Genomic DNA, 13,918 nt, shown 5'->3' with positions numbered 1-13,918 from the left:
TAAGCCGATCTAATATGTATAAATAATTAGCGGCTATTCTATCAGCACTGCTTTGAATAACAAACGCAGCAATAAAAAAACCCAGCAATCGCTGGGCTTTTAATCACTAACAGATAAATATTATTGGCAAGGAAGGATCACAGACTTATCTTGAACCAGAATATTCGCCTGCTCTTTGCCCGCAGTTAATGCAAATGCCGCTACCTGTTGTTGCATCTCAACGGTGGCAGCGGCCGCTTTGCCATCGGTAACACCAGGGATCTCACTTGGGCTCACGATTGAGCTATGATGACCCTTACTAAAGCGCACCGCACCCGAGCCAGCAGTTGTCGTATCGACACACTCAAGACCAAGATTTGCGATTAACGGCTCTGTACCTGAAACAGGGAAGTTCTCAACGCTATTGGGTAATACTTGATCCGGTAAGTTGCTACCATCACCTGCGACTTCAATTAAGTGAACAGGCAAGCCCGTCGCTTTTAACGCTGCGGCGTGGTTAATGGGATCCATGCCATCCACCGCTGTTTGTACTGCAAACGCAAACGTCGGTAGGAACTGTGCATATACCGCCTGAACAAGCGCTGCATATTCAGGCGAACCTGGTTCATAGTTTGTGCTCTTATTGGCTTCATCCACTAAAGCTTGGAACGTATCAGTGGCAGTAACATTGTTAAACAGTACTGGACCAAAAGTCGCTGAACCGATAAAGGTACCAGCTACACCACCCGCTGGCGCCACGAGCGATACCGCATTGAGCTTATGTACATAGCTTAAATCGGCACCATTTTCTGGGTGCGTTAAACCTGTGCTGGCATAGGTGGCAAAGTCAGTACCGACTATCGCCCCAAGACTCAAGCCTTGCGCGCTAATTTTAGTAATGTCGAACATCTGTGGCATCTGCGCAGCGGCTAGGTCACCCGCTAATCTGGTCAGTGCCGCACGAAGACCTAAATGATCGACAGTCGCTTGTCTAAAGTTATCTCTGACCGACAAGGTACTACCGATGTTGATAAAGACAAGTGGACTTCCTTTTGTAAATGCATCTGGCGTCCCGACGACGGCGCCATATGACGGATCTGTCGCCGACACTTCATAGGTACCATCGCCATCAGCATCAAATGAACGTGCCCCGTGAAGCGGCATGTCGATAGCGACAGTGGCTACGCCCATTGCGGCATAGCTTCCCGCATAGGCTAAAGACATCTCTTTGCCACCACCTAAACCATGCATAGCAATGGTTGTCGGCCAACCTGCAGCAGGAGCAGTAAAGGGTAAACCTTGTGCGCTATAAAAAGCGGCTAATCTCTCTGCATTTGGCATAGAGATGAGTACTTGAACAGTTTCACTCCCCGTTGGTGCTGGGATCGGATTAAACTTAGTCAGATGTTTCGCTTTATCTGCCGCGCTACCATCATCCAATAACCAGGTTTTACCGGCGAGTAATGCCGGGTTTGCGATACCTGCTGCGGGGTCGATACCATATCCCATAGCTTGCGCACCGTAAGTTTGCTGACTCATGGTGCCATTCTGAAGTGCTAACAACACTGAAACAGGACTATCGCCTAATGCTTTCCAATAGCCATCGATACTGCTACATGTGACAGAATTACACTGTCCATATGTCGGCAACGTCAGCTGTGCGACATAAACATCGGCAAGGCTCGATACGACATAAGCAAGGCCATCGGCTTCCGTCAAACCCGCAGCCTGGGCCACGGTAAAACCTAATGGATGTGGCATGGGGACTGTCATCGAAGGAGCAAATGGAGAGCCTTCTTGTAGCATTAGCAGCTTAGTCGTTTCATAGACATCGCTGATAGCCTGAGTGGTAAATAGACCTGCATAGCTGATCGTTGCACTATCAACACCGTGAGCTGCCGCCATACCTTTTTCATAACTATTAACTAAGGTTTGTAGCATTAGTTGATCAGGGGTTTCTAATGGCTTGGTCTCAATATCTAATTTTAACAAACCATAACTAGAAGAGGGAGCAATTGCACGCCCTTCAGAATCTTGGATAAGGCTTGTGGTCGCGTAAATATAAGATTGACCCGCTTTTAGCGGTTTAAGTGGCACAATCGCAATCGTGTTGCCCGATGCTTTAGAGACAAAATCAACACCAAACTGAAGTTCATCGCCCACTTTACATGCAGAAACTGAAGCTGCGGCCTTACACTCTGGATCACTCGATAATGGGCCACCGACAGTGGCTTCAAACATACGCACTGCACCCGGTTGATACACGGATGCAGCAGCGAGTGATAACTTATTGCCATCGTGATCGGTTGCAGGTTCAACTGTGATAGAAATTGGGGATGTAGTAGACCAACCATCCAACGCCCCTAGCGCGATTGTGGGATCAGTGTAATCACCTTTCGCCTCGCTTGGAGCATCAGGGTCTTTGCTTTCAGGAATATTAATGGTGCCATCGAGCGTACCGCTAAACAATAGGTCGTTGGGTAATGGCACCTTTCCTTTTGCAGGATCGAACACCATATGTGATTGAGGGATCAGCGGTTCGGTCTTATCAACGAGTTCATCAACACTGTCTTCGCTACAACCTGCCATTCCCAATGCGGATGCAATTGCGACACCCAAAAAGAGTCTTTTCATCTTTTTTCCCCAAATCTTGTTGTAATAATTTTGTTTTCCCCAAAAATTGGTCACAATAGTCTTCCTTGCGTGACCAATAGGACTTTGTAAGTCCCTAGCTCTGCTCAAGTTAACGTAAAATTATTGAGTTAGCTACATTTTTGTCACACTTACAGGCTAGATAAATGGTCGTTAATTAATCATTTGTTTTAAACAGGCGTTTCAGGCTTGAATAAATCACAGAAATAGCGGGCAATTCCGCGAACGGGAAAATTTGACTCATGTTGGAATATCAGGCAGCAAAAGATTTACTAAAAGATAAAACGATTCTGGTTACTGGTGCAGGTGATGGCATTGGACGCGCCGCTGCACTGGCATATGCCGAACATGGTGCAACGGTTATTCTGTTAGGTAAGACGGTAAAAAAATTGGAAGCCGTTTATGACGAGATAGAACAAGCGGGATATCCCACTCCAGCCATCGTCCCTCTTGATCTCAAAGGTGCCACCGAACAAAACTATATCGATATGGCGGAGACAATTGAGCAACAATTTGGTCATCTCGATGGTTTATTGCATAACGCCAGTCTACTTGGAGTGCTTGGACCATTTGAGCATATCTCTATGGACTCAGTTAAAGAGGTAATGCAGGTAAACCTGATTGCAGAGATCATGATGACTAAAGCACTATTACCTGTATTGAAAAAAGCACCTTTAGCATCACTCATCTTCACTTCTAGCGGTGTTGGTCGACAAGGTCGTGCGTTCTGGGGCGAATACGCTATATCCAAATTTGCGACAGAAGGCATGATGCAATCAATCGCTCATGAATATCAAGGTACTAATCTGCGCGCTAACAGTATTAATCCGGGCGCAACCCGAACCAAGATGCGCGCCAATGCATATCCGGCTGAAAATCCACAGACACTAAAAACCCCTGAAGAGATTATGCCAACCTACTTGTACTTAATGGGTGATGATTCAAAAGAGATCACGGGTCAGCAGCTGAACGCACAATAATCGCTCATAGAGTACGTTATTGACACTAAACAAAAAAGGGAAGCATGAGCTTCCCTTTTTTAATAACCTCAAAACTGAAGTTACTTATATTTGCGCATCACTAACGTAGCGTTTGTGCCGCCAAAACCAAAACTGTTACTCATAATGGTATTTAGCTCTGCATCACGATATTCGGTAACAATAGGCATGCCTACGGCTTTTTCATCGACATTATCAATGTTGATGCTTGGCGCAATAAAGCTGTTTTCCATCATGATCAAACTATAAATAGCCTCATGAACACCAGCCGCACCCAATGCATGACCCGTTAACGATTTGGTTGATGCGATTGGAGGAAGCTTGTCGCCAAATGTTTCAGCTAAGGCTTCAAGTTCACGCATATCGCCAACTGGGGTCGATGTACCGTGGGTGTTGATGTAATCGATAGGTGTATCCACGTCGGCAAGTGCCATCTGCATACAACGTACAGCGCCTTCACCAGATGGAGCAACCATATCGTAACCATCTGACGATGCACCATAACCGACAACTTCAGCATAGATCTTAGCGCCACGAGCTAAAGCATGTTCTAGCTCTTCAACAACCACGATCCCACCGCCACCAGAGATGACGAAACCATCACGGTCTGCATCATAGGTACGTGACGCCTTAGTTGGCTCATCATTGTATTTTGTCGACAATGCACCCATGGCATCAAAGCCCATCGTCAGAGTCCAATCGACCTCTTCAGCACCACCAGCAAAGACCATATCCTGTTTGCCCATCTGGATAAGCTCAACAGCGTGGCCAATACAGTGCGCGCTCGTTGCACAAGCCGAACTAATTGAGTAGTTCATGCCTTTAATCTTAAAAGGGGTTGCAAGACAAGCACTTGCTGTACTCGACATAATACGAGGCACGATATAGGGGCCAACGCGCTTAACGCCCTTCTCACGCAAGATATCAGCGGCTTGAACTTGGTTGGCAGATGATGCGCCACCCGTACCGGCGATAATACCAACGCGATGATTAGAATACTGTTCTTCAGTCAAACCCGCATCGGCGATGGCTTGCTCCATAGCTATGTATGCATAAGCAGCTGCATCTCCCATAAAGCGCAATGCTTTACGATCGATATGCTCTTTAGGGTCCAACTTAATGTCGCCCCAAACATGGCTACGAAGCTTCATTTCTTCAAACTGATCTGAGTGGGTAATACCACTACGTCCAGCCTTAAGTGACTCGGTGACTTCTTGCTTGTTATTACCAATACTTGAAACTATGCCAAGTCCGGTGATCACGACTCTTTTCATTATTTACTATCCATTCCGTACGTCTAGTACCAATTTTGCTGGGCCAATAGTAGCGCTTTTACAGCAATTAAGTGGTCAGCTTTCCATAAAGGCAGGTAAAATAATGCCTAATTACATCGTGAGAGTAAATTCATTGGCTAAAGAACGTGAAAAAAAAGCACAAATTAGTGTAAACAAAAGTGATATTGACGCTATTTTTAGTGATTTATCGCCTAATTCACTGACTCCTGAAGCGGCGACTTTGGCACTACTGGGACAAGATATGGCACCTGTTATATCTGCCGTTGCCCATAGCGCGAGCAAGAAACAGCTAGCCCAAGCAACTTGCATTCATGTATTTATTAGCCGCAGTAAAGAGTTAGTTCACATAGCCAACGCGCTAGGTGACTTGACTGAACTTGCAGCGCAGCTAGATCAGATAGGTAATAGCAAGGTCGATGGCTGTCACTCGGTTATTGCCTACGATGGTGCCTTGTCATTGGTGATTCATATCGGCGAGCTAACTAAACAACTGAAAAACATCAGCAGCGGCAGTGAATATAAAATAATGCGCTGGCTCATCTGCTCGCAGCCTTCTGTCGAGCCGTTAAATCGCCAGAACCTTTGGCAGATGGCCAGGCTATCAAACAGTGACGCTGACTTGCTATTACTCACTGATGTCAATGAACCTGTTGATTTCGCGCTACCAACGCCTTTACTAACACAAGCAAGTCAATGCGGTTTTCGCGTTTATCACAGGTACAACCAAGCACTGAAGCTTATCAGTTCGCCAGATAAAACGGATATTGATCTCGCTAAAACGGAGCGCAGCGCGCTACGCCAGCAGCATCAGCAATCGTTTAACTACAACCCATTGCATAAAGCAAACCCTGGCGAGACTGCGATCATTGGCGGCGGCGTTGCCAGTGCCTGTTTAGCCTTGTCTTTGGCTGAGCGCGGGCACGCAGTAAGCCTATTTTGTATGGATGAAGCACCAGGACAACAAGCATCGGGAAATAAACAGGGGGCTATTTACCCACTGCTCACACCTGAACATGGCACACTTAGCCATTTCTTTCTGCAGGGATACCTTTTCAGTCGTCAACGAATTAACACTTTGGTTAAACAGGGATATCAGATCAGTCATGATTTCTGCGGTGTGCTGCAAACGGGGCATGATGAACGCAGTACGAAACGACTGCATAAGATCATCTCCTCTCAGCCTTGGGCAAATAATATTGCCCAATCGGTGAGTGCAAGTGAAGCATCGACGTTGGCGGGAGTCGACATCGGCCTTTCTGGGATCTACTACCCACTCGGAGGCTGGGTATGCCCGCAGGAGTTTACCGCCGCAGCGATAGCAAAAGCTGCCAGTTTAAGCCAATTAGAACAACACTATAAAACCAACATCACAGATCTAGAGCAAATCGATGGCCAGTGGTTTCTGACCGCCGATCACGGATTACAGACTCAGAAATTTGGACCTTTTGCCTGTGTCGTGTTAGCCAATGGGCGACATCTTACTGACTTTAGCCAAACGGCCCAGCTTCCAATCAGCGGCTTTCGAGGTCAAGTCAGCCATATTCCTAGTCGTGGTGAATTAACACACCTTAAGACAGTGCTCTGCTCCCATGGTTATTTAACCCCACAGCAAGATGGCCTGCATTGTACTGGCGCGAGTTACATTAAAGATCCAATCAACCTTGACTATAGTGCGACTGAGCAATTTGAAAACCTCAATAAGATCCGCACAAGTTATCAAACTGACTGGCCCCGTGATGTCGACATTACTGGCCATAGCGCCAGAGTCGGTGTACGCATGGTCACCCGAGATCATGCACCAATGATGGGCTGCGCCCCAGATTTCGATGCGATAACCAAGATTTATCAGTCCCAGCAGCCCAGCAAAGAGAGTGCTAACTATTGGCAAACCACCAAGGCGCCAGTACATGATGGACTATTTGTTCTGGGTGGTTTGGGCTCAAGAGGTTTGACGTCTGGGCCGTTAGCCGCTGAGATATTGGCAGCGCAAATGTGCGGCGAGTTGATACCCAGTACCATGGATGTACTGAGTTTGCTCAATCCTAATCGAATGTGGATGCGAAAACTGATCAAAGGCAAAGCATTGCTTTAGCAAGAGTCACTCTTTGTTAACCTTAATAATGCGCAGGTTGCCAGTGCTAGCAGCGTCTAAATGAAATCAAAATGCCAGCGTCAGTGCTGGCATTTTGATAAAAGCAGTTATTTAAAAACAACAGAAGCTTATCTGGACGACTTTACTCTAACGCGATTATTGGTATCACGGCTTTGCCTGATCAACTCATCACTGCCCAAATGCTCACCTTTTGCAAGCCTATCGTAAAGCAACACATTCACCGAAGAGGCCAAATTCATACAACCTACGGTAGGCACATAGACAACGGCATCGGCGCTATCAATCAGCGCCTGATCTAAAGTGCCATCTTCTGGTCCAAACAGGTATATCGCTTTTTGGGGATGATGAAACTGCGGCAGCGGGATCGCCCCTTCGACAAGGTCGACGCAAATCACCTGAGTGTCATCATCTAGCCCATCTAGCAAGCTATCAACGGCAACCAAGGGAATATTCAAGCTTGCTCGTTTAGTATCGGTATTGTATTGCTCACCGCGATTTTTTGCCGCTAACGCGTAACGCTTGCCAGTATAGCGCACTTCATCGGCCTGATAGCAACCCGCGGCGCGCATCACACCGCCAACATTTGTAGGGCTCTTGGGATTCAGTAAACCAATCTTAACTAAAGACGCATCGCTCATCGTTAAGCTGCAACCAAAGCGTTAATTTTCTCAATTAACTCATCCCATGCTTCTTGTACTAACACAAAGTCAGCTGGCGCTAGCTCTGTTTTAGCCGTCGCGAGGCACAGTTGCATCCTATCGGCTAGAGCCTCACAACCTTGCTCATCTTCAACTTCCAGTTGCGACAACACGACGGCAAAATGGCCTTGCAAATAACCGCTAGCAAAAAGTTGATCATCATCTCCCTGCTCTACTTTTGTTGCAATCCACTCATCTAATGCTTGTTCGTACTGCTCTAACATGGTCTCTCCAATCTATAAAATGCTTTGTCCAAATTAACTTATGATGCCATAAGATCAGGGTTTGCAACCTGATACATCACATAGTCATGGTAACCCGTAATGACTTTATAATAGCCACAGAGTTCGCTGTCGAGTTCTGGGTCGCCACTATCTACAATTAATGGCCGTCCTTCAAGTGCTTTTAGCTTAGTTTTTGTGGCTAAGATGATAATATTTTCTTTCCCCACATGACGAATGAGCGCTGGTGATAGCTGCTGGTTGCCTCGCCCAAGAATATGCCCTTGGCCGCCAATCAGAGTAATAACCAGTTTACATGCGCGGTTTTGGGTGAGTTCGAGCAGCTCTGATGCACTAAGATCCCTGGCAGTCAATGCTTGTTGTTCTATAAGATCGATGCCTAAAAGCGTGTTGTCTAAACCCAGTTCAGCCATTACAGCGGCGACTGTACTGCCCGAGCCCATGATACAGAGTTCATCTTCCATCTGTTCAATCGCTTCGGCAGCAATATCACTTAACACTAACTCATCGACCTCTTTTCCACCCATTTTTACCGCCTGGATATAGCGAGGCTCTGCTGGCACCAACATTTCACCAAACCGACGCGCTCTAACTGTTCCTTGGCGAAACGCGGCTTCATCGATATCCATCACATCGGCTGACATCAGACTAACGAGCTCGCCATCGAGCAGAAGCTTAATCACCATGCCAGAGGCATGGGGCGTGATGCCATAAACACCGGAATGAATTTTAACCCCAGCAGGCACGCCAAGCACGGGCAGAGACTCATCTACAACCGCAAACAGATCCCGAGCCGTCCCATCACCACCAGCAAACAGGAGTAAGTCTAAGCCGATCTCTTGCAAGGCTTTGGCAGCATTGCTTGTATCTTGTGCAACGGTTTCGTGGCCCGCTTGATAAACAACTTGAGTAGAAAAACCCATCTGCTTGGCTAACTCTTCCCCCATGGCACCAGATGCCGTAAAGATCTCAACCTTATCTTTATAAGGTAAGATAACCTCTAATGCTTGCGCCATGCGTAAATGAGACTTAGGCTCAGCGCCGCGAGCCAGGGCTTCGCTGGCAACACCGTCACTGCCTTTGAGACCGACGCTGCCACCAAGGCCCGCAAGCGGGTTAATGATGAGACCCAAACGAAATCTACTTTTCACTGCTGTTCCTTATCTCTTTAGCTAACTAATGCTGAGTGACTTGTGGCCTAGTGGCTTAGCGCTTTTTCCGTCGCTGGCTGACGCTTAGGGATCAATATTACCGCTATCATAGATAAACCAGCACATGCCCCCGCAACCGCCCAGCTCAGCCAAGCACTAGAACCATCGCCCCAAATATATCCACATAACCAAGTGCCAAGCGCACCACCAACCCCAAAACTTAGACTCGCGTATAAGGCCTGACCTTTACTTCGATGGCGAATATCAAATCGTTGGTGGACAAACTGAATCGATGCGGCATGTACTAAACCAAAAGTAAAAGCGTGCAGTAGTTGGCTAATACTGAGTAAAACAAGATATTGGGCACCAAACGCCATTAATAGCCAACGCACAGCGGTAAAGCCAATACTCACTATCAACAAAGTTTTAACGCCATAACGCCCCATCAGCCGCGGAGCATACATAAACATCACAATCTCGGCTAGCACTCCTAATGCAACAAAAACACCCGCTGCAGATTCGCTATAACCTACTTGCTTAAGATAGAGTACGAAAAATCCATAGAAAGGGCCGGCGCTCATTTGCAGCAATAGGGCTGAGACCAAAAACCAAAAGATCCCTTTGTCGATTTTGAGTGGTTCGGTGGTTATTGTTCGGTCGACAACGACGCGTGTATTGGGCAAAGAAAGTGAACAAGCGAGCAGGCCAAGAAACAGGGTTAAACCAACATAGGGCAAGATTTCGGTGCCAAACTGACTAATCCCGAAACCCACAGCAACCACAAAAACAAGATACCCTAGACTGCCAAAACTTCTGATGCGACCATAGCCCTCGGTATTATCGCCGAGGCTTTCTAAGGTGATCACCTCTAACTGTGCCAATATCGCATTCCAGAAAAAGGTATAGATACTCAGGCTAATAGCAAGATAGAGAAATCCGCCGTGATAGAAAAAACTTAAAAATGCCACCGCTGAACACGCGGCACCAAACTTGACCAGCTGACCCCGCATCCCAGTTTTGTCGGCGACCATCGCCCAGATATTTGGCGCAATAATCCGCGTCGCCATTAAAATTGCCAGTAGAAAACCTATCTCTTGTGCATCAAAACCACGATGCTCGAAAAATACGCCTAAATAGGGGACTAAAACACCGAGAATGGCAAAGAAGAAGAAATAGCAAGCGCTAATCCAACCGAGTTGATGTGGCGAATCTGCATTAGGCATGATGTACGGCTTAGTCTCTTAAAATCACATTAAGTTGAACGAAAGAAGGCACTGAAATGTGCCCTCTTATTGTTGTCATTTGCAGTTATCGCATTCCGATAACTGGGGTAATACTGTGTACATCGCTATTTTGTGCTCTATGCCTTAACAGATGATCCATCAACACGATGGCGAGCATAGCCTCAGCAATGGGCACAGCTCGAATGCCCACGCATGGATCATGACGTCCTTTTGTTACTACCTCTGACACATCGCCCTGCACTGTCATGCTTTCGCCAGGTACGCTAATACTCGATGTAGGTTTCATTGCTATGTGGGCAACTATCGGCTGACCAGAAGAGATCCCACCTAAAATGCCACCAGCATGGTTGGACGCAAAACCTTCTGGAGACATTAAATCTCTGTGCTCAGAGCCTTTTTGGTTAACCACCTCGAAGCCATCACCGATCTCAACGCCTTTAACCGCGTTGATCCCCATTAATGCATGGGCGATGTCGGCATCGAGTCGATCAAATACCGGTTCACCCAGACCAACGGGAACATTGGTTGCGACGACTGAAACTTTAGCGCCAATAGAATCACCGCTTTTTTTCAAATCACGCATATATTCATCAAGCACATCGAGCTTATCGACATCGGGAAAAAAGAACGCATTTTGCTCAACCTGAGTCAAATCGACCTTCTCTGCGACAATAGGGCCCAGCTCAGAAAGATAACCGTTGATTTGGATGCCATGTACCTGTTTTAAATATTTTTTAGCTACCGCTCCCGCCGCAACACGCATCGCAGTTTCACGAGCAGATGAACGACCGCCACCACGGTAATCACGCAGACCATACTTTTGCTGGTAAGTGTAATCGGCATGTCCCGGTCTGAACTGATCTTTAATATTGGAGTAATCTTGGCTACGCTGATCGGTATTTTGAATCACTAAACCAATTGATGTGCCTGTTGTTTTACCTTCAAAAACACCAGATAGAATTTGCACTTCATCTGCTTCACGTCTTGCTGTGGTATAACGAGAGGTTCCAGGACGACGACGGTCAAGATCATCTTGCATATCGGCTTCTGACAGCTCAAGCCCCGGAGGACAACCGTCAATTATACAGCCTAATGCTTTGCCATGGCTTTCGCCAAATGTGGTAACCACAAAATTTTGACCAATACTGTTTCCCGACATCTGCTTCATTCACCTCGTTATTAGTAGTCGCTTTCGAGCATAGCTCAATTTCTATCTGGTATATATTCCTAAATCAGCTTACTCATTCGTAAGCGATAGGGAGTCAGCTCTATTATTCACTATCTTTATAGATGGCGAAAAGTGATTCATTTTCAACTAGCTGATCGCGAGTTAATACAAACACACCGTCACCACCATTTTCAAAGCTCACCCAAGTAAACGGCACCTCGGGGAATTGTTCGATCAGATGCACCATCGAATTGCCCACCTCAACCACTAACAGGCCATCTTCTGTAAGGTAATCGACCGCATTGGCGAGAATCCGTTTGGTCAGATCTAGGCCATCACGACCAGAGGCTAAACCGAGCTCTGGCTCATGGTGATATTCATCAGGCATATCGCCGATATCTTCTGCATCAACATAAGGTGGATTTGACACAATGAGGTCGTACTGCGGCGCTTTAGGGATAGCACTGAACAAGTCGGATTCAATCGGGAAGACTCTATCCATCACCCCGAGTGTCTCGATATTGATCTGGGCAACGTCTAACGCATCAGTACTAAGGTCAAGTGCGTCAACCTCAGCATTTTCAAATTCATAAGCACATGCAATTGCGATGCAACCACTACCAGTACAAAGATCTAAGATACGGTTGACAGGCTTGTTGTATAACCAAGGGCTGAAACGATTAGCGATCATCTCGGCAATTGGTGAACGAGGCACCAACACACGTTCATCAACGTAAAACTCAAGACCCGCAAAATAAGCTTTATTAGTAAGATAAGGCACAGGCAAGCGCTCACGAACACGACGAATGATTAACTCAACGATTTTATGCTTCTCACTGCTCGTAAGATTTGCATGTATCACCTGCTGGCCAATCTCTTCAGGCAGATGCAGAGCGTGAAATACTAGGGCAATAGCTTCATCCCAGGCGTTGTCGGTGCCATGTCCATAGTAAACATTCGCATCGTTAAAACGACTTACAGCCCAACGTAACATATCGCCGATCGTACGTAATTCGGTCACGGCTTCATCAACAAAAATCTTATCCAAAACTTGCTCCAGCTAGATAGTTCCGCCTCATTGTAACTGAACTCTATTCATATGGCATCGGATTCACTAAAATAGCGCCATGAATAAAGAAAAAGATGAAGGGCTGGCGCTTTTTTCTGCGCTAACCCAGGGCATAAAGCCGCTGACACAAGATAAGCGTCACTTTAATGCCCCCAAAAAACAGAAACGTGAACTTGAAGTTAAAACCACACAACTTCATGCCGATAGTTATTTTTCCGATACCTATCAGCCTCACCTGCCTCTAGAGGGCGCGATGCGCTGGTCAAGGGAAGATGTCGATAGCTTCGAGGTGAAGCGGCTTCGTCGTGGTGATTACCAACCTGATTTGTTATTGGATCTGCATGGCATGCGGCAAAGCGAGGCTAAACTCGAACTTGCCGCCTTAATCCAAGCATGTATTAAACAACATAGTGCTTGTTGCTGCGTGATGCATGGTCACGGCAGTGGCATACTGAAACAAAATATTCCGATGTGGCTCGCTCAGCACCCTCATGTAAAGGCGTTTCATAAAGCCCCTAAAGAATGGGGCGGCGATGCTGCACTGTTGGTACTGGTTGAGATTGGTGACAGCCCTGAATGGGACTAATCTCTTAGTAACTAAAAAAGGACGCATGATGCGTCCTTTCTGTTATTTACCGCTAGCGATGACTAACTTACCGTATGCGGAGTATGTTGCCAGCTCATCGATGCACTTTCACCATGCTTATCAATCAATGTAATTCCAGAGGTTGCGAATAAGGGTGGCTCGATACCCGCAACCAAATCACTAACCATATAACCAAGCAGCGGCATGTGAGAAATGACAAGAACCTTATCGGCTTTATATTGCTCAACATAAGCCAACAGGAGATCGACAGCCCTTGTAGGCTCCGCTGACGGGATTAAGTCATCAAGCACTAGCCAGTTTCTTGGCTCAGGAAAGTGTCTACTCACTTCTTGCCATGTTTGCTGCGCACGTAAATAAGGACTGACAAGCACTAAGTCAAAATCAGTGATACTTCGGGCTAACCAATTACTCATCAACTCTGTTTGGTAACGACCTACTTCGGTCAAAACACGTTCTCTATCAGAATGTGCATTGTAGCCAGCTTCACCGTGTCGCATCAAAAATAGCTGCATACTACTTCTCGCTATGAATTTTTGTTCTTCCTTGCAATTGTAGCCCTAAACGAGTGTGCAACAAACCCAAAGTCAGTTAATAATTAGTCGAATAGACGATAAGATATTTGCTAAAGTCCATTTTCAAGCCCAATATGTAGGCTTACTGTTTTAATTAGCTTTTTCGTCAGTAAAATTTCTCCCGCTTATT

12 protein-coding genes are annotated in these 13,918 nt (G+C 46.5%); 3 read left to right on the top strand and 9 right to left on the bottom strand.

Going from position 1 to position 13,918, the window contains the following annotated elements; all coding sequences use genetic code 11:
* Nucleotides 1-120: 120 nt before the first annotated feature.
* Entirely contained in the window at nucleotides 121-2,613 is a 2,493-nt protein-coding gene (locus tag K0I73_RS07255; protein ID WP_220063815.1) for a VolA/Pla-1 family phospholipase, read from the bottom strand.
* Between the two features lie 260 nt (nucleotides 2,614-2,873).
* On the opposite strand from K0I73_RS07255, the gene K0I73_RS07250 reads away from it, so the two are divergent.
* Nucleotides 2,874-3,611, top strand: a complete 738-nt coding sequence (locus K0I73_RS07250; RefSeq protein WP_220063814.1) for a YciK family oxidoreductase — start codon at nucleotides 2,874-2,876, stop codon at nucleotides 3,609-3,611.
* Nucleotides 3,612-3,691: 80 nt separating this feature from the next.
* Here K0I73_RS07250 and fabB read toward each other — a convergent pair whose 3' ends face one another.
* Nucleotides 3,692-4,903: a beta-ketoacyl-ACP synthase I gene (gene fabB, locus K0I73_RS07245; protein WP_220063813.1), complete on the bottom strand. Its 1,212-nt coding sequence runs from the start codon at nucleotides 4,901-4,903 to the stop codon at nucleotides 3,692-3,694.
* A 103-nt stretch (nucleotides 4,904-5,006) separates the two neighbouring features.
* Here fabB and mnmC1 point away from each other — a divergent pair, with 103 nt between their 5' ends.
* On the top strand, nucleotides 5,007-7,016 hold the full coding sequence (gene mnmC1 / locus K0I73_RS07240) for an FAD-dependent 5-carboxymethylaminomethyl-2-thiouridine(34) oxidoreductase MnmC1 (RefSeq protein WP_220063812.1): 2,010 nt from the start codon (nucleotides 5,007-5,009) through the stop codon (nucleotides 7,014-7,016).
* Between the two features lie 128 nt (nucleotides 7,017-7,144).
* On the opposite strand, the gene K0I73_RS07235 is transcribed toward mnmC1, so the two are convergent.
* The 6 genes from K0I73_RS07235 to prmB form a co-directional block, all read right to left on the bottom strand.
* Nucleotides 7,145-7,675, bottom strand: a complete 531-nt coding sequence (locus tag K0I73_RS07235; RefSeq protein WP_220063811.1) for an RNA methyltransferase — start codon at nucleotides 7,673-7,675, stop codon at nucleotides 7,145-7,147.
* Nucleotides 7,676-7,677: 2 nt separating this feature from the next.
* Nucleotides 7,678-7,959, bottom strand: coding sequence for a YfcL family protein (locus K0I73_RS07230; protein ID WP_220063810.1), 282 nt, complete (start codon nucleotides 7,957-7,959; stop codon nucleotides 7,678-7,680).
* A 38-nt stretch (nucleotides 7,960-7,997) separates the two neighbouring features.
* Complete coding sequence (locus K0I73_RS07225) at nucleotides 7,998-9,128, bottom strand: ATP-NAD kinase family protein (protein WP_220063809.1); 1,131 nt, start codon at nucleotides 9,126-9,128, stop codon at nucleotides 7,998-8,000.
* A gap of 47 nt (nucleotides 9,129-9,175) precedes the next feature.
* Entirely contained in the window at nucleotides 9,176-10,351 is a 1,176-nt protein-coding gene (locus K0I73_RS07220) for an MFS transporter (protein WP_220063808.1), read from the bottom strand.
* An 85-nt stretch (nucleotides 10,352-10,436) separates the two neighbouring features.
* A complete protein-coding gene (gene aroC, locus K0I73_RS07215; protein ID WP_220064298.1) occupies nucleotides 10,437-11,531 on the bottom strand; it encodes a chorismate synthase in 1,095 nt (364 codons plus the stop codon).
* A 112-nt stretch (nucleotides 11,532-11,643) separates the two neighbouring features.
* Nucleotides 11,644-12,588 carry a 50S ribosomal protein L3 N(5)-glutamine methyltransferase gene (gene prmB, locus K0I73_RS07210; RefSeq protein WP_220063807.1) on the bottom strand — a complete coding sequence of 315 codons (945 nt, stop codon included), beginning with the start codon at nucleotides 12,586-12,588 and terminating at the stop codon, nucleotides 11,644-11,646.
* A gap of 79 nt (nucleotides 12,589-12,667) precedes the next feature.
* Between prmB and smrB the strand changes: the two genes are divergently transcribed.
* Nucleotides 12,668-13,195 (top strand): endonuclease SmrB, encoded by a 528-nt coding sequence (gene smrB, locus K0I73_RS07205; protein WP_220063806.1) that lies wholly within the window; start codon nucleotides 12,668-12,670, stop codon nucleotides 13,193-13,195.
* A gap of 62 nt (nucleotides 13,196-13,257) precedes the next feature.
* Here smrB and sixA read toward each other — a convergent pair whose 3' ends face one another.
* Complete coding sequence (gene sixA / locus K0I73_RS07200; RefSeq protein ID WP_220063805.1) at nucleotides 13,258-13,728, bottom strand: phosphohistidine phosphatase SixA; 471 nt, start codon at nucleotides 13,726-13,728, stop codon at nucleotides 13,258-13,260.
* Nucleotides 13,729-13,918: the final 190 nt, after the last annotated feature.

The sequence above is a fragment of the Shewanella mesophila genome (assembly GCF_019457515.1).
Taxonomy (GTDB): Bacteria; Pseudomonadota; Gammaproteobacteria; order Enterobacterales; family Shewanellaceae; genus Shewanella; species Shewanella mesophila.
This window is presented reverse-complemented; position numbering and strand designations above follow the sequence as displayed.